This is a genomic window from Lelliottia sp. EB106-05-01-XG201, from assembly GCF_058791735.1.
In genome coordinates this window covers 2,640,065-2,661,381 of record NZ_JBYTDV010000001.1, presented here as the reverse complement: position 1 = coordinate 2,661,381, position 21,317 = coordinate 2,640,065, and the positions used below count along the sequence as shown (strand labels likewise).

At 54.7% G+C, this 21,317-nt stretch carries 21 protein-coding genes and 2 tRNA genes; 14 read left to right on the top strand and 9 right to left on the bottom strand.

From position 1 onward, the window contains the following. Positions 1-106 precede the first annotated feature (106 nt). From AC3WS9_RS12540 to AC3WS9_RS12500, 9 genes are all read left to right on the top strand, one after another. Complete coding sequence (locus AC3WS9_RS12540; protein WP_492488660.1) at positions 107-664, top strand: fimbrial protein; 558 nt, start codon at positions 107-109, stop codon at positions 662-664. Between the two features lie 59 nt (positions 665-723). Next, a complete protein-coding gene (locus AC3WS9_RS12535; RefSeq protein WP_492488658.1) occupies positions 724-3,219 on the top strand; it encodes an outer membrane usher protein in 2,496 nt (831 codons plus the stop codon). A gap of 80 nt (positions 3,220-3,299) precedes the next feature. Beyond that, positions 3,300-4,058, top strand: a complete 759-nt coding sequence (locus tag AC3WS9_RS12530; RefSeq protein WP_492488656.1) for a fimbria/pilus periplasmic chaperone — start codon at positions 3,300-3,302, stop codon at positions 4,056-4,058. Positions 4,059-4,086: 28 nt separating this feature from the next. Further along, positions 4,087-4,635, top strand: a complete 549-nt coding sequence (locus AC3WS9_RS12525; protein WP_492488654.1) for a fimbrial protein — start codon at positions 4,087-4,089, stop codon at positions 4,633-4,635. Further along, the gene (locus AC3WS9_RS12520) at positions 4,628-5,179 is read left to right on the top strand and encodes a fimbrial protein (protein ID WP_492488652.1); all 552 of its coding nucleotides are present in this window, start codon (positions 4,628-4,630) and stop codon (positions 5,177-5,179) included. Before AC3WS9_RS12525 ends, AC3WS9_RS12520 begins: the two co-directional genes overlap by 8 nt. Positions 5,180-5,189: 10 nt before the next feature. Then, positions 5,190-5,687 carry a fimbrial protein gene (locus AC3WS9_RS12515; protein WP_492488650.1) on the top strand — a complete coding sequence of 166 codons (498 nt, stop codon included), beginning with the start codon at positions 5,190-5,192 and terminating at the stop codon, positions 5,685-5,687. Next, positions 5,684-6,217, top strand: a complete 534-nt coding sequence (locus AC3WS9_RS12510; protein WP_492488648.1) for a fimbrial protein — start codon at positions 5,684-5,686, stop codon at positions 6,215-6,217. Before AC3WS9_RS12515 ends, AC3WS9_RS12510 begins: the two co-directional genes overlap by 4 nt. Before the next feature lie 18 nt (positions 6,218-6,235). Then, positions 6,236-7,141, top strand: a complete 906-nt coding sequence (locus AC3WS9_RS12505; protein WP_492488646.1) for a fimbrial protein — start codon at positions 6,236-6,238, stop codon at positions 7,139-7,141. A 49-nt stretch (positions 7,142-7,190) separates the two neighbouring features. Next, positions 7,191-8,909: a PglL family O-oligosaccharyltransferase gene (locus tag AC3WS9_RS12500; RefSeq protein WP_492488644.1), complete on the top strand. Its 1,719-nt coding sequence runs from the start codon at positions 7,191-7,193 to the stop codon at positions 8,907-8,909. 29 nt (positions 8,910-8,938) lie between these two features. On the opposite strand, the gene AC3WS9_RS12495 is transcribed toward AC3WS9_RS12500, so the two are convergent. From AC3WS9_RS12495 to mdtK, 4 genes are all read right to left on the bottom strand, one after another. Next, entirely contained in the window at positions 8,939-9,790 is an 852-nt protein-coding gene (locus tag AC3WS9_RS12495) for an aldo/keto reductase (RefSeq protein WP_492488642.1), read from the bottom strand. Positions 9,791-9,982: 192 nt separating this feature from the next. Further along, positions 9,983-10,059, bottom strand: a tRNA-Val gene (locus AC3WS9_RS12490). A 20-nt stretch (positions 10,060-10,079) separates the two neighbouring features. After that, positions 10,080-10,156: transfer RNA gene (locus AC3WS9_RS12485), tRNA-Val, on the bottom strand. A 153-nt stretch (positions 10,157-10,309) separates the two neighbouring features. Further along, on the bottom strand, positions 10,310-11,683 hold the full coding sequence (gene mdtK, locus AC3WS9_RS12480; protein WP_282493297.1) for an MdtK family multidrug efflux MATE transporter: 1,374 nt from the start codon (positions 11,681-11,683) through the stop codon (positions 10,310-10,312). A 228-nt stretch (positions 11,684-11,911) separates the two neighbouring features. On the opposite strand from mdtK, the gene AC3WS9_RS12475 reads away from it, so the two are divergent. After that, the gene (locus AC3WS9_RS12475) at positions 11,912-12,553 is read left to right on the top strand and encodes a riboflavin synthase subunit alpha (RefSeq protein ID WP_492488640.1); all 642 of its coding nucleotides are present in this window, start codon (positions 11,912-11,914) and stop codon (positions 12,551-12,553) included. A gap of 94 nt (positions 12,554-12,647) precedes the next feature. On the opposite strand, the gene cfa is transcribed toward AC3WS9_RS12475, so the two are convergent. After that, a complete protein-coding gene (gene cfa / locus AC3WS9_RS12470) occupies positions 12,648-13,796 on the bottom strand; it encodes a cyclopropane fatty acyl phospholipid synthase (protein ID WP_285144679.1) in 1,149 nt (382 codons plus the stop codon). A gap of 296 nt (positions 13,797-14,092) precedes the next feature. Continuing rightward, entirely contained in the window at positions 14,093-15,277 is a 1,185-nt protein-coding gene (gene punC / locus AC3WS9_RS12465) for a purine nucleoside transporter PunC (RefSeq protein WP_492488638.1), read from the bottom strand. A 115-nt stretch (positions 15,278-15,392) separates the two neighbouring features. Here punC and punR point away from each other — a divergent pair, with 115 nt between their 5' ends. After that, a complete protein-coding gene (gene punR / locus AC3WS9_RS12460; RefSeq protein ID WP_282493293.1) occupies positions 15,393-16,304 on the top strand; it encodes a DNA-binding transcriptional activator PunR in 912 nt (303 codons plus the stop codon). Between the two features lie 18 nt (positions 16,305-16,322). Here punR and purR read toward each other — a convergent pair whose 3' ends face one another. Then, positions 16,323-17,348: an HTH-type transcriptional repressor PurR gene (gene purR / locus AC3WS9_RS12455; protein ID WP_095281798.1), complete on the bottom strand. Its 1,026-nt coding sequence runs from the start codon at positions 17,346-17,348 to the stop codon at positions 16,323-16,325. A 296-nt stretch (positions 17,349-17,644) separates the two neighbouring features. Here purR and cydH point away from each other — a divergent pair, with 296 nt between their 5' ends. Next, positions 17,645-17,734, top strand: a complete 90-nt coding sequence (cydH, locus tag AC3WS9_RS12450; RefSeq protein WP_282493292.1) for a cytochrome bd-I oxidase subunit CydH — start codon at positions 17,645-17,647, stop codon at positions 17,732-17,734. 169 nt (positions 17,735-17,903) lie between these two features. Beyond that, positions 17,904-19,070, top strand: coding sequence for an MFS transporter (locus AC3WS9_RS12445; protein ID WP_285144676.1), 1,167 nt, complete (start codon positions 17,904-17,906; stop codon positions 19,068-19,070). 39 nt (positions 19,071-19,109) lie between these two features. Here the strand turns inward: AC3WS9_RS12445 and sodB are convergent, their stop codons facing one another. Together sodB and AC3WS9_RS12435 are read right to left on the bottom strand one after the other, a co-directional pair. Then, positions 19,110-19,691 carry a superoxide dismutase [Fe] gene (gene sodB / locus AC3WS9_RS12440; protein WP_103946411.1) on the bottom strand — a complete coding sequence of 194 codons (582 nt, stop codon included), beginning with the start codon at positions 19,689-19,691 and terminating at the stop codon, positions 19,110-19,112. Between the two features lie 122 nt (positions 19,692-19,813). Continuing rightward, positions 19,814-20,581: a C40 family peptidase gene (locus tag AC3WS9_RS12435; protein WP_285144675.1), complete on the bottom strand. Its 768-nt coding sequence runs from the start codon at positions 20,579-20,581 to the stop codon at positions 19,814-19,816. Between the two features lie 340 nt (positions 20,582-20,921). Here AC3WS9_RS12435 and grxD point away from each other — a divergent pair, with 340 nt between their 5' ends. After that, the gene (gene grxD, locus AC3WS9_RS12430) at positions 20,922-21,269 is read left to right on the top strand and encodes a monothiol glutaredoxin 4 (protein WP_095281803.1); all 348 of its coding nucleotides are present in this window, start codon (positions 20,922-20,924) and stop codon (positions 21,267-21,269) included. The last annotated feature ends 48 nt before the right edge of the window (positions 21,270-21,317 follow it).

The window sequence follows — 21,317 nt, the reverse complement described above, 5'->3', positions numbered from 1 at the left end:
CTGAGCGGCGAATACACCTGTATTCGCCCCGCGTTCGCCATGCTGTTTTGAGCGAGTCAGGCTCGCAGCATGGCGTGTTTCAGACTTCGTCATCCCGGATTCCAGCATGCTGCTTCCCCGTTCGTTTCACCAAAACGTGTTGCCCGTCTTCCTGGCAACCTCCGTTCTGAGCGTGATGCTCAGCTCTGCCGGTGAGGCGCGATCCGCGTCGGAGTTCGGTCGGGTGAATATGCAGGGCAGCATTATCGATACACCTTGCGCTATCGCTACCGACGATCTTCACCAAAGCATCGATATGAAAGTGACGACGCTCGGAGAGATGTTCCTTTTTGGCCGCGGAGCGCAACAAACGTTTTCTCTGAACCTGGTGAACTGTGACCTCACATCACATGACCAGAAAACCCCAGACCGCACCCGTTTCAGCACCACTTTTGATGGTCCGTCGAAAAACGGCTTGTTCAGTATCAGTGGCGCCACAGGAATGGGCATTCAAATCCTCGATACCGCGGGTAATGTCGCCATCCCGGGACAACCCCTCCCTTCAGGCTCGCTGATTTCGGGAACGCAGAATCTGGAATACACCCTGCGCCTGGTGAGAAACGATCAGCCTCTTAAGGCTGGTAATTACCACGCCATTTTGCGTTTTAAAGTTGATTACTTCTGATGATGATGAAAGTGAAAAAACTTGGGTTTCAGGCACAAAATGGCCACGGGCTATCTCCAGTGACCAGTGGGTTATGCCCGATTGCGCTGGGCGTGCTGGTCGCGTTAATCACCCTGCGCAGTGCCCAGGCAGAAGAGGCGATTCAGTTCAACACGGATGTGCTGGACGTCAAAGAGCGCGCGAACATCGATCTCGGACAGTTTTCTCAAGCCGGGTATCTGATGCCTGGCAACTATCAGCTAATGGTACGGGTAAATAAATTTGATATTCCTGACCAGACCGTCGCGTTTCTGGCCCCTGAAAATGATCCTAAAGGCAGCCAGGTCTGCCTGACACCAGAGCTGGTGCAAAAATTTGGCCTGAAAGAGGCATCACTGAAAGATGCCCGCTGGTGGCATCAGAATCAGTGTCTGGATTTAGCGTCCCTGCACGGCCTGACCGCCACCCCCGATCTCGGGAGTGGGGCGTTAAACATTAACGTGCCCCAGGCGTACATGGAATACACCTCGGAAAACTGGGACCCCCCATCGCGCTGGGATAACGGCATCCCGGGCATGGTGTTCGATTACAACGTCAATGCCATGAACTCAAGCCAGAGTGACGGCGGGCGTAACCGGTCGGTGAGCGGAAACGGCACCTCGGGCGTCAATGTTGGCCCATGGCGCCTGCGCGCTGACTGGCAGGCGCAATATAACCAGTCCACCGGTGAAAACAGCAATACGCAGAAGAACTGGGACTGGAGCCGCTACTACGCCTACCGCGCGATCACCTCTTTGCGGGCAAAAATGGTGGTCGGCGAAAGCTCGCTTAACTCTGCCATGTTTGACAGCTTTCGTTTCACCGGAGCCAGCCTGGTGACCGATGACAACCAGTTACCCCCTAATCTGCGCGGCTACGCGCCGGAGGTGACGGGTATCGCGAAAACCAACGCCAAAGTGACCATCAGCCAGCAGGGCCGGGTGATCTATGAAACCACCGTGGCATCCGGTCCATTCCGTATTCAGGATCTGAACTCGGCCGTGTCCGGCAAGCTGGATGTGAAGGTCGAAGAGCAGGACGGCAGTGTTTCTACCTTCCAGGTGGATACCGCCAGTATTCCTTATCTGACCCGTCCGGGGCTGGTGCGCTATAAGTTTTCCGGCGGTAAGCCGATGGACATGGGCCACCATACTCAGGGACCCGAATTTGGCAGCTCAGAATTCTCCTGGGGTGTGAACAGCGGCTGGTCGTTGTATGGCGGCGGGCTGTTTGCCGGAGATTACAACGCGGTGTCATTGGGGATCGGTCGTGACCTGATGGCGCTGGGGGCCATCTCCATGGACGTCACCCAGTCGCGTGCACAATTACCGGATCAGGGGACCAAAAGCGGTAAATCTTTCCGCGTCAGTTACTCCAAGAGGTTTGATGAGTACGACAGCCAGGTAACCTTCGCCGGTTATCGCTTCTCGGAAAAAGAATTTATGAACATGTCTCAATATCTGGATAAGCGTTATCACGAAAACACCAACGATGGCACCGATAAAGAGCTCTATACCGTTACCCTGAATAAGCAGTTCAGACCCCTGAACATCAGCGCCTATCTCAACTACAGCCACCAGACCTACTGGGACCGTCAGGCCAGCAATACGTGGAACCTCTCTTTATCCAGTTACTTCGATATCGGACGCGTTAAAAACGTCAGCATCAGCGTCGCGGCATACCGCTCGCTGAGTAATGGATCTAATGATGATGGCATGTATGTGAGCCTGTCTCTGCCCTGGGGGGAGAGTGGCACCCTAAGCTACAACAGCCAGTACAGCGGCGGGAGTAATACCCGGAACGTGGGCTACTACAACCGGATCGATGAGAACAATAACTACCGCATCAACGCGGGCACCACGACCCAGGGGCAAGCCACCGGTAGCGGCTATTTCACCCATGACGGGGACAACGCCAGCATGACCGCCAACGCCAGCTATTCCGGTAATGATTACAACGCCTATGGGCTTTCAGTTCAGGGTGGGTTAACCGCCACCGCCGAGGGGGCAGCGCTGCATCGCACCAGCACGCCGGGCGGCACGCGGATCATGGTCGACACCGACGGGGTAAGTGATGTCCCGGTGCGGGGTTCAGGTGGCATCGTGCGCACCAACACCTTTGGTAAGGCGGTGCTCAGCGACGTGAGCAGCTATTACCGCAGCAGCGTCAACGTGGATCTGGACAAACTGCCGGACGACGTCGATGCCACGAATTCCGTGGTACAGGACACCCTGACGGAAGGTGCCATTGGCTATCGCAAATTCGGCATTCTGGCCGGAGAAAAAGCCATGGCGACCGTGCGGCTTACCGATGGAAGTTCGCCGCCGTTCGGTGCGGAAATCCGCAATAAGCAGGGCATTCAGACCGGTATTGTGGGCGAAAAAGGCAGCACCTGGCTGTCCGGGATCCGCCCCGGCGAATATATGGACGTCAGCTGGAACGAAGTCGTGCAGTGCCGAATTGATTTGCCTTCTCCGCTACCTGCGCAGGACAAAGGGCTGCTGTTGCCTTGCCGTCCGCGAGGCAAACAGGAATAACACACCGTGACGCAGGCAGCGCGAAACGAAATCAGGCCGGATGCCCGTTGCTCAATCTCATATCAACAAGTGAAATTATTATGAACATGAACCCGTCAAAAAAATTGATCAAAATTACCCTGAGCGTTATCGCCGTTATGCTCGTCGCCCAACAGGCGCACGCGGCGATTGCGCTGGACAGAACCCGCGTGATTTTTAACGCCGGGCCGCAATCCATGAGCCTTGGCATCAGTAACCAGAATAAATCGTTGCCGTATCTGGCGCAGGCGTGGGTAGAAAACGCCAGTGGGGACAAAATTGAATCGCCGGTGATGGCTGTTCCGCCGCTACAGCGCGTGGAGCCGGGGGCGAAAGGGCAGGTGAAGATCCAGGCTACTGACAGCCTCGGCGCGCTGCCGCAGGACAGAGAATCGCTGTTCTACTTCAATGTGCGGGAAATCCCGCCAAAAAGTGACAAGCCCAACACGCTTCAACTCGCGCTCCAGACGCGCATCAAAATGTTTTACCGCCCGCAGGCGCTGGCGATTAAGCAGGGCAATGACAACGAGGTGCAAAAAAAACTGACCCTGACCCGCCAGGGCGAAGCCTACCAGCTGAATAATCCGACGCCCTATTTTGTGACGATCGTTGCCGCAGCGGCCTCCGCGAAGGGCAATGCCGTCGAGGGTTTTAAACCGGTGATGGTAGAACCCAAAGGCACCATCGCGCTGGGTGCCGGTTCGACGCTGCTGGGCAGCCATCCGGTGCTGACCTTTGTGAATGATTTTGGCGGACGCCCGCAGCTAAACTTCAGCTGCAACGGCAATACCTGTGCGGTCAGTAGCGTCACGGCGGGTTAATTCACCGCGAACTCTGGGGGAAAAGACGATGAGCGGACAAATACATCTGGCGAAAGCCCTGCTGGCAAGTGGGATGCTGTTCTGCACCTGCAGTAGCGCCAGCGATAGCTGGAATGTCCAGGGCGAGCACGGCGTGTTGCAAATCAATGGCTCGCTGATGGAAGCGCCTTGTCTGCTGGATATGCGCTCAGAGTTTCAGGATGTGGCGATGGACAGTTCCGCGCTGGCGAATCTCCGGCATCCCGGTGATACCGGCCAGCCGGTAACCCTGACCTTTCATCTGATGGGGTGCTTTGCCGCCCGGGTGTCAGACAAGGCGATGCCGATGATCAGCTTTTTATCGGCGGCCGATGCCGATGAGCCGACGTTACTCAAGATAGGCGGAGTGTCAGGCGTGGGGCTGCGGATCCTGAACGACCAGGGGCGGCAAATAGCGCCGGGTGAGCGCTATCAGCCGCACTTTACGACGGCCGCTGCCAACACGATGGTTTATCAGGTTATTCCGGTTCGCACTGTTGCGCCGCTGACCACGGGCCCTTTTAAGGCCACGGTGGATTTTCGGATGAGTTATGAATAAAAAAATCACCAGATTAGCTGGCGTAGGGTTCCTGATCGCGTCTGCCTTTAATGTTTACGCCGCTCCCGGAAATACCGGGGACGTTGACTCGCTGCAAATCAATATCTCCGGCACGGTGGTCGCCAACGGCACCTGCACCTTTAACCAGGGCGGCACGCTACAGGTCGATTTTGGTGAGGTAAAGCTGAAAGCGTCGGGCACCAGTACGGTCGGACTGGCAGGCAGTTATCTTCGCCCTATGGTGAGTGACTTTTTCTGTGATGGAGATACGGCAGGGTTACTACAGATGAAATTCACGTCATCTGCCGGGAGTTACCAAACCTATCAGGGGGTTCAGGTGCTGGCTACGGACAAAAGTGTTGTTGGCATTGAGCTGCTGGTTAATGGCACGCCTCAGAATATGGGGGAGTGGTTCACGGTGGATCAGGAGGCCGGACCGGCGCTAAAAGCACAGCTGGTCCAGTTGAGCACTACCAACAGCGATAACGTGGTCAGCGGCGATCTGTTTGCCGCCTCCGGTACGCTGACGCTGGCGTTTAACTGAGATGCGCGTCATGAATAATATAATGTTGTTGAGCCTGCTGCTGACTTGCCTGATGCCTGCCGCCCGCGCAGCACAAACGGGTGACAGCGTGGATTTCACCTTTAAAGGTCACTTTTTGCTGCTCTCTCCCTGCATCGTCAGCGATGACAAGGTGATGAATATTTCCTTTGATACTGTCGGCGTAAAAAAAGTCGATGGTGCGAACTACAAACGGACGATCCCCTACACCGTGGATTGCAAGGGCGAACCAGACAACACGGCGTTGAACATGACTATTGTCGGCGAGGCAGAGAGTTTTGATAACGCGGCGGTCACCACGGACGCGCCGGGTCTGGGGATACAAATTCAGGCTGACGGTCAGCCAATGAAACTGAACACGCCGCTGGCGACAACGCTGGGCGCGCTAAGTTCGCTGAGCTTATCGGCGGTGCCGGTCAAAGATCCCGCCATCGAATTGACCGCGCAAACCTTCTCTGCCACGGCGACGCTTAAGGTGGATTACCAATGAAACAGGCTGTTTGCTGGGCGTACCGGGCCGCGACGTTACTGACGGCCATATTGTCTGTCGTTTCGGTTCATGCCGTCGACGATAACCTGAAATTTAGCGGCATGCTGGTGAGCGATCCCTGCGAGCTGGATCCATTGACGACCGATCTCACGGTGAGTTTTGGCACGGTCATCAAAAAAGGGCTGTACCAGAACGCGCGCACCAGTGCGATACCCTTCACGATTAACCTGATTAATTGCGACATCGCGCAGGGCAATCAGATCACCTTTACCCTCAGCGGCACCGAAAGCACGACGCTTCCGGGCACGCTGGCGGTGACCGGTACGACGGGGATTGCCATTGGTCTGGAAAACCCGGATGGCAGTCCGCTGGCATTGAATAAACCCACTCCAGCTATGGCCTTATCCAGCGGTAACAACAGTTTTTTGCTGAAGGCGTATGTCGCAGGCGAGCCTGACGCTATTCAGGCGCAGACGATAACTACGGGTGATTTCAGCGCCACGGCTACTTTTGAAATGGCTTACCCATAGCCTATTGTCGGATTTGTTATGATGAAAAAATTAAATATTGTAAGGTTATTTTTATTTTTTGTTGGGCTGCTCTTTATTGTGCAACAGGCAGTAGCAAGTATTTCCGGTGCACATGGAATAAATGGTCATCATTGCCCCAGCGGAGGATATGGTTCAAAGTATTTCTCGGCAAATGCTGTAGGTTTAACAATTGATCCTGGGATGTGTACGGTATCATCCAATATGTATCCTCCTCGCTCAGGTTATTACGGAATATTTACAGGTGTAATTATTGTTGATGATGGATATATGTTGCAAGATGCAGTGACAACTCCTGTTTGGCTTGATGGAAACAAAACAATATCAGCTCAGAATGGAACAGCCGTTGGAGGATATCAGGATTGGTTTGCGGTAGCTGCAGGGCAAACCATTGCCGTATGCCAATATCTGCAGGATGATGCCGGTAAATTGTACTATATATCATCAAATCCCAATTGTATCGTTAACGCCCACCCTTTACCGCCAACCCCAGCCCCACCTGACACGGCATGTACCATTAACAGCGGCAACGCCCTAAATGTTAATCTCAATAACGTCGAGCGAGCTCAGCTGCCCACCGTGCCAGGCTCTGGCTCGATGCGTCACCTTCAGATTCCGGTGGATTGCACCGGTGGAGACGTCACCGTCAATATGAAGCTGAACTATACGCCCATAACGTTAGATGCCGGGCAGGTGGTGAAATCGTCGTCCAATGGGCTGGGCGTTTCGATTGTTTACAATAGCAAGGTGATTTCCACTACCGATACCACGCCGATTACTTTTACAAATGGATCTAATTCCGTCGACCTCGCATTTCAGGCCGTGCGCGACCCGACGGTTGAAACAAAAGATATTCCCACCGGAGCATTTACGGCGAGCGCAGTATTAGTGATGACTCAGCAATAAAACACCGAGGGACTGAACGCGATTATTTTTTTAACTTTCAAGGTCAATCATGTCCAGGCGCGTAATATTTTCTTCACCCTATAAACGAATGAACACGGGTGTAACGTTATTATTAATTAGCTGGTTTTGCGGTGGGTTATTGTTTGTATTGCCGAATCACGGTGGGGCGGGATTATCGCTGCCGCAAAATCTGATGGTATGGAGCGTCATGGCGATGATTGCCCTGTGGTGTGTGTGTCATCCCGTCACTCGGCGTCATCCTGAGAGGGAAACGGTGCTTCCTGTCGGGACCGCGATGATAATTGTTGGGGCGGTACTGTGGTCTTTGCCGTTATTCTGGTCACCGCGCGCAGACTGGCAATTTAATGCGATCCAAAAAGTGGTCGCGCTTTGGGGAATGGTTGCGCTGTATCTGCTGTTACTGTGCACCACGTCCTGTCGCCGCCTGCGGGGATGTTGGTTAGCGATAATTGCGACTGCGGCATTGATGCAGGCTGGCTATGCGTTCTGGCAAATCATCGAAATTGACGATTTACCGGGGGGCAGGCCCTATGGCAGTTTTCAGCAAGTTAATGTATTAGCCTCTTTTCTTGCCACCGGGCTCGCCTGTGCGCTGTGGCTATATCTGCAGAACAGCCACCGAATTCTGCATCTTATCTGGAGTGTTGCTTTAGTGACTCTGCCAGCGAGCCTGGTGTTACTGCAAAGTCGCGCGGGCACGCTTGGTGCGCTGTTAGCACTGCTCGTTCTTTTACTGACAATGGGGCGAAATCAAAAGCAGTACGCCGTTGATGCCATCATATTGATCGTGGGCGGTGTCGGGTTGGGGTGTGTCATTCTCTATGCGGGTCACTATTTCAATCTCAATATGATCCCGGTGGTGGATAAAGAAGGGTCGACAACTTCACGTATTTATTTGCTGAAGCTGACCTGGGCGTTAATCAAAATGCATCCTGTCGCGGGCAATGGCTATGGGAGCTTTGAATCGCTATTTGGCCAGATGGCCGAGCGGATAGCTCCTGGCCTGGAAAGCGCCACGGTGCTCTATCCGCATAATGAAATTCTGTATGCCTGGGCCGAAGGCGGATTGATCGCCGTTACCGGTATTTTTTGTATCATCGCGGGTATCCTGCAACGTTTGTGGAGCCGGGGTGGAGCAAGATGGGTCGGGTTCGCGCTGTTATTACCTATCACGCTGCATATGAACCTGGAATATCCTCTCTATCAGTCGATGACGCACGGCCTGACGCTTATCCTGTTACTGGTTGTTCTGGGTAACGGTATGAAACGCAGTCCTGTTAAAGAGACGGAAGCAACGGCTGCGAACTGTCATTTTCCCTTTCGCTATGTGAGCCAGACATGGCGAGTGGTGGCGATGATGATATCGGTCGGCATATTCGTCTTTATGATAACGGGTGTGCAGACTCAGCAGGCATTAACACGGATTGAACAACACCAGCTGGCGCCTTTAGCTTTCAACGAAAAAAGCACTTTGCAGTCGTTGAGCAATCCTTACAGTCAGTACAGCCGTCTGGATTTTGATCGGCATGTTGCCTTATTAGTGAGATTTAATCGCCAGCGTAATAATGCTTCGCTTGAGGAATTTCGCTCCTGGGCCAAAGCCTATCTGGAGGTACATAACGATCCTTCGGTTTATTTCAGTTTATTAAGTATTCTGCGATTTCAGCAGTCACCCTATGCAGAAGCAATTTGCCATCAGGCGAAGGGCCGGTGGTTATCCGACCCAAGATTTGTTTGCAAAAGTTAAGAGAGGATTATCGAGGGGGAGCCGTTTTTTTAAACGTCCAGCTTACGGCCCGTCAGCCACTCCACCATGGCGGGATCGCGGTGAGAAAAGAACCCGCTGGTGGCGGTATCAAGGGCGGCAATCTGCAGCATATCTTCAGCGCTGAGTTCAAAATCGAGAATGTTGATGTTCTCTTCCATACGCTCTTTGCGCACCGATTTCGCCAGCGAAATGATGCCTCGCTGGAAGATCCACCGCAGCACAACCTGTCCCACGCTTTTGCCGTACTTCTGACCCATCGCCGCCAGCACGGGATGCTGGAACAGACCATTTTTACCTTCCGCAAAAGGTGCCCAGGCTTCCGGCTGAATGCCGCGGCTCTGCATCCACGGCACCGCGTGAAGCTGCTGGTTGAAGGGGTTCACTTCAACCTGGTTTACCGCCGGGACAATGTTGTTGAAGGCGATAAGGTCGGCCAGTCGGTCGGGGTGGAAGTTACTCACGCCAATGGCGCGAATTTTTCCCGCCTGCTGCAGCTCTTCCATCGCTCGCCAGGCCCCGTGGACATCGCCATAAGGCTGGTGAATCAGATACAGGTCAACGTAGTCCAGCTGCAGTCGGTTCAGTGAGCGCTCAAATTGGGCTTTAGCCCCCTCGTAATGCGTATCCTGCAGCCAAAGTTTGGTGGTCACAAAGAGCTCGTGACGTGCGATACCGCTCTGTTTCAGGGCGTTCCCGACCTGGGTTTCATTCTGGTAAGACGCCGCGGTATCGATCAGGCGGTAGCCCGTATCAATGGCGTCGATCACGGCGCGCTCGCACTCGGCGGGGTCCGTCATCTGGAAGACCCCAAAGCCCAGCAGGGGCATTTCAATACCGTTGTTCAGTTTTACTGTTTGCATGACGTTTTCCTTCAGCGGGTATGGAGGAAAGCATAACGCGAAATGATTTATCTGATTAGATTGGGTAATACGCTAGGGCTTATGAGTGTGATTCATGAATTTGCTGGAAGAAAAATTCATTTTTTATTTGAGATAAATCAGGGGGAATTCAAAAGAGAGAGAAGAAAGTGCACCAAATCACAGAAAGTGAAATGGTGCGTCCGAGTGGACTCGAACCACCGACCCCCACCATGTCAAGGTGGTGCTCTAACCAACTGAGCTACGGACGCACTGTACAGATTTTTTTGAATGGTGCGTCCGAGTGGACTCGAACCACCGACCCCCACCATGTCAAGGTGGTGCTCTAACCAACTGAGCTACGGACGCATCATGTTGTCTGTGACAACGGGGTCGAATATTAGCGACAGTGAGTGGATGAGGCAAGAGGGAAAATGCAATTTTCTTCCGTATTTCACGCGATTGCTGTATTCCCGCGCAAAATGAGGAGAAAGTAGCCGCCCGAAGGCGGCTTACGGATAATTAACGCGCAGCGCGCTGCAAAATGATAGTCGACGGCTGGCGTTGCAGGAAGCGCATGCGCAACATCATCAGGATCGCAGCGGAGGTTAAGCCGATGATAAAGCCCATCCAGAAACCGGCTGGGCCCATTCTGTCGACCACCAGATCCGTCAGCGCCAGCACGTAGCCGCTCGGCAGGCCGAGCACCCAGTAGGCGATAAACGTGATATAGAAGATCGAGCGCGTATCTTTATAACCACGCAGAATGCCGCTGCCAATCACCTGAATCGAATCGGAAATCTGATACACCGCCGCCAGCAGCATCAGCTGTGAGGCGAGGATCACCACTTCCGGGTTGTCGTTGTAGAGCAGGGCGATTTGCTCGCGCATCACGACGGTGAAGATCGCGGTACAGGCCGCCATGCATACGCCGACCATCAGGCCGGTCCGTGCCGCGGTTTGCGCGTCCAGCGTCGAGCCCTGGCCCAGACGATAGCCGACGCGGATGGTGGTGGCTGCGGCCAGCGACATCGGCAGAACGAACATCAGCGAGCTAAAGTTGAGGGCAATCTGGTGGCCTGCCACGTCGACAATCCCCAGCGGCGACACCAGCAGGGCGACGACCGCAAACAGCGTCACTTCAAAGAACAGCGCCAGCGCGATAGGCAGGCCCAGCTGGACCAGACGCTTCATGACCTCCATATCCGGCTTACTGAAACGCGGCTCGTTACGGATATCACGCATCGAACGCGCGCGTTTGACGTACCACAGCATGCTGATAAACATCACCCAGTACACCGCCGCTGTCGCCACGCCACAGCCCACGCCGCCGAGTTCCGGCATGCCGAAATGACCGTAAATAAAGACGTAGTTCACCGGAATGTTGACCAGCAGACCAATAAAGCCGAACACCATGCCAGGTTTGGTTTTGGCTAACCCTTCGCACTGGTTACGCGCCACCTGGAAGAACAGATAGCCCGGCGCGCCCCACAGCAGCGCCCGCAGATAGCCGACGGCTTTGTCGGCCAGCACGGGGTCGATATTGTGCATGGAGCGAATAATATGGCCCGCATTCCACAGCACAATCATGATAAGAACAGAGACCGAACCGGCGAGCCAGAAGCCCTGGCGCACCTGGTGGGCGATACGATCGCGTCGGCCTGAGCCGTTAAGCTGGGCGATAACCGGGGTTAAGGCCAGCAGCAGCCCGTGGCCGAAAAGAATGGCCGGGAACCAGATAGAGGTACCGATCGCAACGGCGGCCATATCGGTGGCGCTGTATCCGCCCGCCATGACCGTATCCACAAATCCCATTGCGGTTTGAGCGACCTGCGCGATGATCACCGGTATTGCCAGTGCTAATAACTGACGCGCTTCATTCATGTACTTCTGCACGTGAACACCTTTTGTATTGTTGTTATTTGAGAGACTAAAAAACCCGCCAAAACTGGCAGTAAGAAGAAGATGCAGGGGGAATGCCAGCTATTGTAGCGGGGATTCTCTATTTATCTAGTGAAAAAATCGCCAGAAAATGCGCTCCGCTGGCAACCTCTTTTTCCAACTGTTATTGTGATGCGATTAAAACGGTGTCACCACCGTTGGGATAAAACAGGAGTGGTAAGCATGTTTACTGGTATTGTGCAGGGCACCGCAAAACTGGTGTCCATTGATGAAAAACCCAATTTCCGTACCCATGTAGTGGAGCTGCCGGAATATATGCTCGACGGTCTGGAGACCGGCGCATCGGTGGCCCACAATGGCTGTTGTCTGACGGTGACAGAGATTAACGGGAATCGCATTAGCTTTGATCTGATGAAAGAGACGCTGCGTATTACCAATCTCGGCGAGCTGGTGGTGGGCGATATGGTCAACGTTGAGCGCGCGGCGAAATTCAGCGATGAAATCGGCGGGCATTTAATGTCGGGCCATATTATCACCACCGCTGAAGTATCCAAAATTCTGACCTCGGAAAATAATCGCCAGATCTGGTTTAAGGTCCAGGACTCCTCATTAATGAAATACATCCTGTACAAAGGATTTATTGGCGTGGATGGGATTAGTTTGACGGTAGGTGAAGTCACGCCGACGCGTTTCTGCGTGCATTTAATTCCGGAAACCTTGCAGCGTACGACGCTGGGCACGAAAAAACTCGGCCATCGCATTAATATCGAAATTGATCCGCAGACCCAGGCGGTTGTGGATACCGTTGAGCGCGTGCTGGCGGCGAAAGAATTAGCGAGTCAATTGACGTCGGAAGACGAATAAAATAAACCCCGGATAGTCGGGGTTTATTCATTGAAGATGAGCACGTTTGTTGCCGGGTGACGCTGCGCTTACCCGGCCTACAAAAGCCATAACCTCACCGCGCCACGCGCAATCCGTGTTCCACACCGCGGCTAAACACCACCTGCCAGAGCTGAATATCCCGCGCGCGAAACGCCCCTGCACAGGCATTCAGGTAATAGCTGAACATCCGTTTGAAGCGTTCCGAATAGTTATCAGCAATTTCCGGCCATGAGGCGATAAAACGAGAATGCCAGGCCATCAGGGTCGTGTCGTAGTCCGCGCCAAAGTTGTGCCAGTCTTCGACAATAAAATGCGACTCGCTGGCATCGGCAATCTGGCGAACTGAGGGCAGGCAGCCGTTCGGGAAGATGTATTTGTTGATCCACGGGTCAACGGAATGATCCGTCTTTTTGGAACCGATGGTGTGCAGCAAGAAAAGGCCTTCCGGTTTCAGGTTGCGGTCGGCAACCGTGAAATAGGTGCTGTAATTCTTCGGACCGACGTGCTCGAACATCCCCACGGAGACGATACGGTCAAACTGGTCGTCGAGATCGCGATAGTCCTGCAGCAGAATAGTCACATCCAGACCCGCACAGCGCTCCTGCGCCAGCTTCTGCTGCTCGGCGGAAATGGTCACGCCGACAACGCTCACGCCGTAATTTTTCGCCATGTAATAAGCCAGTCCGCCCCAGCCGCAGCCGATATCCAAAACCCGCATGCCGGGCTGAAGCTGCAGTTTTTCGCAGATTAAACGCAGCTTGGCCTGCTGTGCATCTTCAAGGGTGGTGGCGTCTTTCCAGTAGGCGCAGGAATATTGCATGAACGGGTCAAGCATGCGGCTGAAAAGATCGTTTCCGAGATCGTAATGCTCTTTCCCGACAATCCACGCCCGCTTTTTACTTTGCAGATTGAGCAATCGCGCAGAGGCGATACGTAGGGTGTCTTTCAGGCGGTGAGGGAGCTGGTTTTCCAGCCCGGCGCGCAGAACGTTATGGAAAAACATATCCAGCCGCTCGCAATCCCACCAGCCGTCCATGTAGCTCTCGCCCAGACCGAGCGAACCTTCCTGCAGAACGCGTTTGAAAAAATCGGGGTGTTTTACCTGAATATCGGATGGGGCAGACCCGTTAATCGCGACGCCCGCCCGACTCAGTAATTCATTGACGATCCGAAACCAGTCATTGTCCCGGACATTGACTTCTTCTATACACGATGAACTCATAGCTTCTCCATCACCTGCTGTGATCAGAACCTTCAAACAGCGTAGCCGTTTTTTATGGTTTGTGAGAAATCCCACGGTTTTTCCGCGAGGCTAATATCCGACGTAGAACAGAGGAAGGGAGATAACCCTTACCGAAAGGCCTTCCATGGTAAAACGGGAGCACTCCGGCTCCCGTTAACACATAATATTTATCGTATTTGTGTGAAGCAAATTTAGTATAGGCTGCAAAAAACGGTGATTCAACCGAAAGTTATTAGCAGCCTAATCACTAAAATGTCACATAATTGCTGGCGCGATTATGCTTGTGCCGTTTCGCTTACCCGATCTTTCGCTGAGGCCTGCATGCGATAGCCCAGCGCGGCGAGAACCACGGTCGCCAGCATCACGCTGGTGGTGGTCATCAGCGGGGTGGCGATGAGCGCCGAAACAATCAGGCTTGCCAGGAAGCACAGACCCAGCTGCAGCGTGTTTTGCAGCGCCGCTGCACGCCCCGTCGCATGCGGGAACGGACGCAGCGCCTGCGCCACCACGATAGGATAGATCGCACCGTTCGCCACGGCCATCACACAGAACGGGATCAGAATCTCCGTCAGCCCGACGTCTGGAATAAAGCCAACGGCCCAGGTCCCAATCACACTCACCGCGAAGAGCACCAGCAGCCACGGCAGCATCTGCTGTCCCTGCCATTTTTGCAGCGCCGCGCGGCAGCCATAACCGCCGACCAGGAAGGCGATGGTTTGCGGGACATAGCTCAGACCAATCACCGCCGGGCTGTAGCCCATATCGTGCAGAATAAACGGCGAACCGGTCAGCCACGCAAAGAAGCTGGCGGAACAGGCGGCGTAGACCAGCACGTTGCCGCGATAGGCGCGGGAGCGCAGCAGGGAGAGGAAGGTGACGCGATTATCCGTCGTTTCAGCCGGTTTGGCTGGCGCCGGTTTCAGCGCGAAGGCCGGTAACATCAGCACCAGGGTGATGATAAACAGGGTGGCGAAGATTGCCTGCCAGTCAAAATGCACCAGGATCCAGCTGCCGAGCAGCGGGGCCAGGGCCGGAGAAAGACCGACCAGCGGCATGATGGTGGCAAAAATGCGGTTCACGCGTGAAGCGGGATAGTAGTCCGTGACCAGCGCCTGCCAGGTCACCGCCGCGGCACACACGCCGAATGCCTGGATAAAACGCAGTACCAGAAGCCAGGTCGCATCGCGCACCCAGAGCATGCCCAGACAGCCGACGGCAAAAATCGCCAGACCTAAGAGTAAAATCGGTTTACGACCGTAGCGGTCGGAGAGCGGCCCCCACAGCAGCTGCGCGAAGGCAAAACCGGCGAGGAACAGGCTCAGGCTGGCGCTGATGGCGGCGGCTGGGGTCTGTAAATCCGCCTGCATCGCGGCAAACGCGGGCAGGTACATGTCGGTGGCCAGGAAGCCCAGCACGCTTAAGCCGCCGAGCCAGACCAGGAATCCTTTGTTGGGTTGCATTGTTTTTATTTCCTAAAGAGGGCGGGTATTCACTGGCGCAGAGTGTAGGGAGTGCAAACTGCCTTGTGAAACGCTAATATTTGGTGGTTGCATTCAAAAATTTTGCAGGCAAAAAATGTGGTCTGAATATTCCTTAGAAGTGGTTGATGCGGTTGCGCGCAACGGCAGCTTTAGCGGCGCGGCCCAGGAACTGCACCGCGTTCCGTCTGCGGTAAGCTATACCGTGCGTCAGCTTGAAGAGTGGCTGGCGGTTCCGCTGTTTGAGCGCCGCCACCGCGACGTCGTCCTGACGCCTGCGGGCGTCTGGTTTTTGAAAGAAGGGCGATCTGTTATCAAAAAAATGATGATCACCCGCGAGCAGTGTCAGCAGATTGCCAACGGCTGGCGCGGCCATCTCGCCATTGCGGTGGATAACATCGTCAAACCGGAACGCACCCGCCAGATGGTGGTCGATTTTTACCGCCACTTCTCGGACGTGGAGCTGCGCGTGTCCCAGGAGGTGTTCAACGGCGTGTGGGATGCGCTCTCTGACGGCAGGGTGGAGATGGCGATCGGTGCCACGCAGGCGATCCCGGTGGGCGGACGTTATGCCTTTCGCGATATGGGAGCCCTGAGCTGGACCTGCGTCGTGGCGCGCGATCATCCCCTCGCCGCTATTGAAGGCCCGTTGAGCGATGACACGTTGCGCAACTGGCCGTCGCTGGTGCTGGAAGATACGTCCCGATCGCTGCCAAAACGCATCACCTGGCTGCTGGATAACCAGCGGCGGGTGGTGGCCCCTGACTGGGAAACCTCGGCGACCTGTCTTTCCGCAGGGCTGTGCGTCGGGATGGTGCCGGTGCATTTCGCGCGTCCGCGTATCGATCGCGGTGAGTGGGTGGCCTTAACGCTGGAAAACCCGTTCCCGGATGCGGCCTGTTGCCTGACCTGGCAGCAAAACGATATGTCACCGGCCCTGGCGTGGCTGCTGGAGTATCTGGGGGATAGCGAAACGCTGAACAGAGAGTGGCTGAAGGAGCCGGAATAACCGGCCCCTCAGAGGTGATTAACGGCGGTAGTCGCGGAACGGACCGTCGGCGACGGAGCGGCGCTCAATCAGGCGCGGGTGGACTTCAATCGACTGCGACTCTTCGCGTTTGCTGACGATGCGGTCCATCAGCATGTTGAAGGCCGTTTCACCCAGCGAGTCTTTCGGCTGGTGAATGGTCGTCAGCGCCGGGGTGAAGTAGCGGGCGTTGCGCACGTTATCGTACCCGATCACAGAAATGTCCTGCGGGACGCGCAAACCGAGTTCGTCGGCTGCGCAAAGCGCGCCCATCGCCATAATATCGCCGCCGATAAAGACCGCGGTCGGGCGATGTGACTGGGAGACAATCTGCTGCATCGCGCGATAGCCGGACTCCGGCTCGAAGTCGCCCTGCACGATCCAGTTTTCCGGCACCGTGATCAGCGCTTCTTCCATCGCTTTCATGAAACCAGCCAGACGGCCTGCGCCGGTGTTGCGCTCCAGCGGACCCGGGATCACGCCGATTTCGCGGTGGCCGCGTTCAATCAGGTAACGGCCCGCCATGTAGCCGCCTTCGAAGGCGTTGTCGTTCACGGAGTCGGTGAAATCGGCGCGGGTATCGCCCCAGTCCATCACCACCATCGGGATGTGACGGTACTCTTCCAGCATGGAGAGCACGGATTCCGGGTATTCAGAACACATCACCAGCAGGCCATCGACGCGCTTTTGCGCCATCATCGACAGGTAAGCGCGCTGCTTTTCCTGGCTGTTCCAGGCGTTGCCAAGGATCAGGGTGTAGCCCTTCTGGAAGCAGTTTTTCTCAACGGCTTCGATGATCTCCGCGAAATAGGCGGCTTCGCTGCTGGTCGCCAGCAGGCCGATCGATTTGGTGTGGTTCACTTTCAGGCTGCGCGCCACGGCACTCGGGGAGTAGTGCAGCTCTTTGATGGCAGCCCATACGGCGTTGCGCGTCTCTTCCGCAACAAAACGCGTTTTGTTAATTACATGTGATACGGTTGTAGTGGAAACGTTTGCGCGTTTCGCCACATCTTTAATTGTTGCCATTACATGTCACTCCAGACCATATCTTAAACTCCTGAAATACTTAAAGGTAAACGTTTGCCTTCTCTCACCCTTATCTCGCAATGTGAATTGCGATACGCCGGGAAAACGACTCAGAACGTCAGGAGGGGGTCAGTGGCCGGTACGCTTATAAATTTAGCGTGGAATTTTGTCTTATCTTGATGAAAAGGGGAAGAGCAAAAACGGTTATCAGTCTAAATCCAGGAAGATTTTTGGGGTAAACTGTGTAAAAATGAGCAAGCTCACTTTTCGTAAGGTGATTAAAAGGAGAAAAATTGATGAGTACCGATCTGAAGTTTTCGCTGACCACGACCGTTATTGTGCTGGCTTTGATTGTTGCAGCAGGTCTGACCGCAGCCCTGCACTGATTTAAGCGAGGGAGAGTTCTCTCCCTCGTCTCCTCTCCCTGATTGTTACCCATCCTGCAAAAATCTTTTGCTAATTTGTTAACTTCTCATTTTTTGTGATTGATGTCATGCTTTTGCCATCTTAGTCCCGTGTCGCGCGATGACGACGACACGGCATCCGGAGTTAACAATGAAAATCAATTTTCCCCTGCTGGCCCTGGCGATTGGCGCTTTTGGCATCGGCACCACCGAGTTTTCCCCGATGGGGCTGCTGCCCGTCATTGCTAAAGGCGTGGACGTCTCCATTCCAGCGGCGGGGATGCTCATCAGCGCCTATGCAATTGGTGTGATGATCGGTGCGCCGCTCATGACGCTATTGCTCTCCCATCGCGCCCGCCGCAATGCGCTGATCTTCCTGATGGCGATTTTTACCCTCGGCAACGTGCTGTCGGCGATTGCGCCGGATTACACGACGCTGCTGCTGTCGCGCATTCTGACCAGCCTGAACCATGGCGCGTTCTTTGGCTTAGGCTCAGTGGTGGCCGCGAGCGTGGTGCCAAAACATAAACAGGCGAGCGCGGTGGCGACGATGTTTATGGGCCTGACCATCGCCAACATTGGCGGCGTTCCGGCGGCGACCTGGCTCGGGGAAGTGATTGGCTGGCGAATGTCGTTCCTGGCGACCGCCGGGCTGGGCGTGGTGGCGATGATCGCGCTGTTCTTCTCCCTGCCGAAAGGCGAGGCGGGCGAGCGCCCGGACGTGCGCAAAGAGCTGTCGGTGCTGGTGCGCCCGCAGGTGCTGTCTGCCCTGTTAACGACGGTGCTCGGCGCAGGCGCGATGTTCACGCTCTACACCTATATCTCTCCCGTGCTGCATGACATTACCCACGCGACGCCGCTGTTTGTGACGGCGATGCTGGTCCTGATCGGCGTTGGCTTCTCACTCGGGAACTATCTCGGCGGCAAGCTGGCGGATCGCTCGGTTACCGGTACGCTGAAAGGCTTCTTAACCCTGCTGATTGTGATTATGCTCGCCATTCCCTGGCTGGCGCGTAACGAATTCGGGGCGGCCATTGCGATGGTGGTGTGGGGCGCGGCGACCTTTGCGGTGGTTCCGCCGTTGCAGATGCGCGTGATGCGTGTGGCACACGAAGCGCCGGGTCTGTCGTCGTCCGTGAATATCGGCGCGTTTAATCTCGGTAATGCGCTCGGCGCGGCAGCGGGTGGGGCGGTGATTTCGGGCGGGCTGGGATACAGCTTTGTCCCGGTGATGGGGGCGATTATTGCGGCTCTTGGTCTGCTGCTGGTTCTCACATCCGGTCGCAAACAGCCGGAACCGGCCAGCGTGACGGAATAAACCAAAAACGCAGAAGGGCAAAACCCTTCTGCGTGTCTCTTACGCGGCGAAGTTCTTCGCCACAAATTCCCAGTTAACCAGCGCCCAGAAGTGCTCAAGGTAGTTCGGGCGAGCGTTACGGTAATCGATATAGTAAGCGTGCTCCCACACATCGACGGTCATCAGCGGTTTCGCGCTGGTGGTCAGTGGGGTGCCTGCGTTAGAGGTGGAAACGATAGCCAGTTTGCCATCAGCCTCTTTCACCAGCCACGTCCAGCCAGAACCGAAGTTCTTGATTGCGGCGTCAGTAAACTTCGCTTTGAAATCTGCAAAGCTGCCAAACGCGGCATTGATCGCTGCAGCCAGTTCACCGGTCGGTTCGCCACCGGCGTTCGGGGCCAGGCAGTGCCAGTAGAACGTGTGGTTCCAGACCTGAGCCGCGTTGTTGAACACGCCACCTTCAGAGCTACGCACGATCTCTTCCAGCGTTTTGCCTTCAAACGCAGTGCCTTTCACCAGATTGTTCAGGTTAGTGACATAGGTCTGATGGTGTTTGCCGTAGTGATACTCCAGGGTTTCCGCGGAAATGTGCGGAGCCAGGGCGTCTTTTGCATACGGTAATGCAGGTAATTCGAACGACATTGCTTCTCTCCTTATTATAGTGTTGCACGCCAATAACCCTATTGAGTGCATGGATAGAGTAGCAAATTGAAAGGGTATGCAAAAGAGGAACTTACCCTGCCGACGGCGCGGCAGGGCAGGGATTAGCGAATGGTTTTCGGTGTCATCACGCGGCGCGCGCCAACGTAATGGCGAACCCAGTAGTCTTCGCTCAGGGAGGTGATTTGAATGTCCTGGCCGCTGCGAGGAGACTGAATGAATTTCCCGTTGCCGACGTAAACGCCCACGTGATCGGCAGTGCCGCGACCCTGGGTGCGGAAGAACACCAGATCGCCGCTCTCCAGTTCACCGCGATTAACCGACGCGGCATCGCGCAGGTGATACATCTCGTTCGCGGTGCGCGGAATGCGGAACTTCACCAGATCTTTATACGCGTAATAGACCAGACCGCTGCAGTCGAAACCGGTGCGCGGGGAGGTGCCGCCCCAGTGATACGGTTTGCCAATCTGACCCATCAGTTTGTTCATCGCGGTTTTTTGCGCTTTCTGCACGCGCACTTTATGCACCTCAGAGAGCTTCGCCGTTTTGCCCACTTTCACGCAGTTAGTTTTGTGTCCTTTACGCACGGTGCATTTTTCCGGAGTCACTTTTGCGGTGCGGGTCGGTTTGCTTCGGGTTTTACTGGTGAGGGCCTTACTGGAGGTGGACTGCTTGCGAGCGGTGGTGGTTTTTTTCTTTTCGCTTTTACTGGAGCTGGTGGTTTTTTTCTTACGTTCTGTGGTTTTCGCCAGGTGCGATTTCTGCACGGCAGAGTGCCGCGCCTGCTCGGAGGCGTTAGCCGCTGGCGTGAAAACAAGTGATGTAAATAGTAAAGCACAGAGCGTGATCGAGATTTTTGTTATCCGCGCCACTGAGCATTCCTCTGAATTAGGAGCAGGTCATCAATAATGCCTGCGTATGATTTACAAAGCCCGTCGATTCTAATCTAAAAATCTGCGAGAAGTTAATAGCATTTATCGGCAAAAAAGTCTGTTTCGTTAGCGAGTGCAAAAAAAAACGTCAGACTGTTACCTTATTGCTCACTCCTTAAGCGAAACCGCGCGCGGCTTAGGGTTAAGCTATCTTAGGAATGCAACTTCAGCAGACAACCGTTATGATATATACAGGTGACGAAAATGTTATTTTCCGATGTCTGTCTGACCCGCTACAATGTCAGACGAATGCCGTAACAGAAGTTTAAGGAAGCAAGACATGAGCACGACTATTGAAAAAATCCAGCGCCAGATCGCTGAAAACCCGATTCTGCTGTACATGAAAGGTTCACCGAAGCTGCCAAACTGCGGTTTCTCTGCACAAGCCGTGCAGGCTCTGTCTGCCTGTGGCGAGCGTTTTGCTTACGTCGATATCCTGCAGAATCCGGACATCCGCGCTGAGCTGCCAAAATACGCCAACTGGCCGACCTTCCCGCAGCTGTGGGTAGACGGTGAGCTGGTTGGCGGTTGCGACATCCTGATCGAAATGTATCAGCGTGGCGAACTGCAGCAGCTGATCAAAGAGACCGCTGCGAAGTACAAAACCGAAGAGCCAGACGCAGAGTAAGTTTGCTGCGGAGATAAAAAAAGCGACCTGAAGAGGTCGCTTTTTTTT

Coding starts and splice junctions, on each gene's coding strand:
- AC3WS9_RS12540 (WP_492488660.1), top strand. CDS start 107: ATGCTGCTTCCCCGTTCGTTTCACCAAAACGTGTTGCCCGTCTTCCTG.
- AC3WS9_RS12530 (WP_492488656.1), top strand. CDS start 3,300: ATGAACATGAACCCGTCAAAAAAATTGATCAAAATTACCCTGAGCGTT.
- AC3WS9_RS12525 (WP_492488654.1), top strand. CDS start 4,087: ATGAGCGGACAAATACATCTGGCGAAAGCCCTGCTGGCAAGTGGGATG.
- AC3WS9_RS12520 (WP_492488652.1), top strand. CDS start 4,628: ATGAATAAAAAAATCACCAGATTAGCTGGCGTAGGGTTCCTGATCGCG.
- AC3WS9_RS12515 (WP_492488650.1), top strand. CDS start 5,190: ATGAATAATATAATGTTGTTGAGCCTGCTGCTGACTTGCCTGATGCCT.
- AC3WS9_RS12510 (WP_492488648.1), top strand. CDS start 5,684: ATGAAACAGGCTGTTTGCTGGGCGTACCGGGCCGCGACGTTACTGACG.
- AC3WS9_RS12505 (WP_492488646.1), top strand. CDS start 6,236: ATGATGAAAAAATTAAATATTGTAAGGTTATTTTTATTTTTTGTTGGG.
- AC3WS9_RS12500 (WP_492488644.1), top strand. CDS start 7,191: ATGTCCAGGCGCGTAATATTTTCTTCACCCTATAAACGAATGAACACG.
- AC3WS9_RS12495 (WP_492488642.1), bottom strand. CDS start 9,790: ATGCAAACAGTAAAACTGAACAACGGTATTGAAATGCCCCTGCTGGGC.
- AC3WS9_RS12475 (WP_492488640.1), top strand. CDS start 11,912: ATGTTTACTGGTATTGTGCAGGGCACCGCAAAACTGGTGTCCATTGAT.
- cfa (WP_285144679.1), bottom strand. CDS start 13,796: ATGAGTTCATCGTGTATAGAAGAAGTCAATGTCCGGGACAATGACTGG.
- punC (WP_492488638.1), bottom strand. CDS start 15,277: ATGCAACCCAACAAAGGATTCCTGGTCTGGCTCGGCGGCTTAAGCGTG.
- punR (WP_282493293.1), top strand. CDS start 15,393: ATGTGGTCTGAATATTCCTTAGAAGTGGTTGATGCGGTTGCGCGCAAC.
- purR (WP_095281798.1), bottom strand. CDS start 17,348: ATGGCAACAATTAAAGATGTGGCGAAACGCGCAAACGTTTCCACTACA.
- cydH (WP_282493292.1), top strand. CDS start 17,645: ATGAGTACCGATCTGAAGTTTTCGCTGACCACGACCGTTATTGTGCTG.
- AC3WS9_RS12445 (WP_285144676.1), top strand. CDS start 17,904: ATGAAAATCAATTTTCCCCTGCTGGCCCTGGCGATTGGCGCTTTTGGC.
- sodB (WP_103946411.1), bottom strand. CDS start 19,691: ATGTCGTTCGAATTACCTGCATTACCGTATGCAAAAGACGCCCTGGCT.
- grxD (WP_095281803.1), top strand. CDS start 20,922: ATGAGCACGACTATTGAAAAAATCCAGCGCCAGATCGCTGAAAACCCG.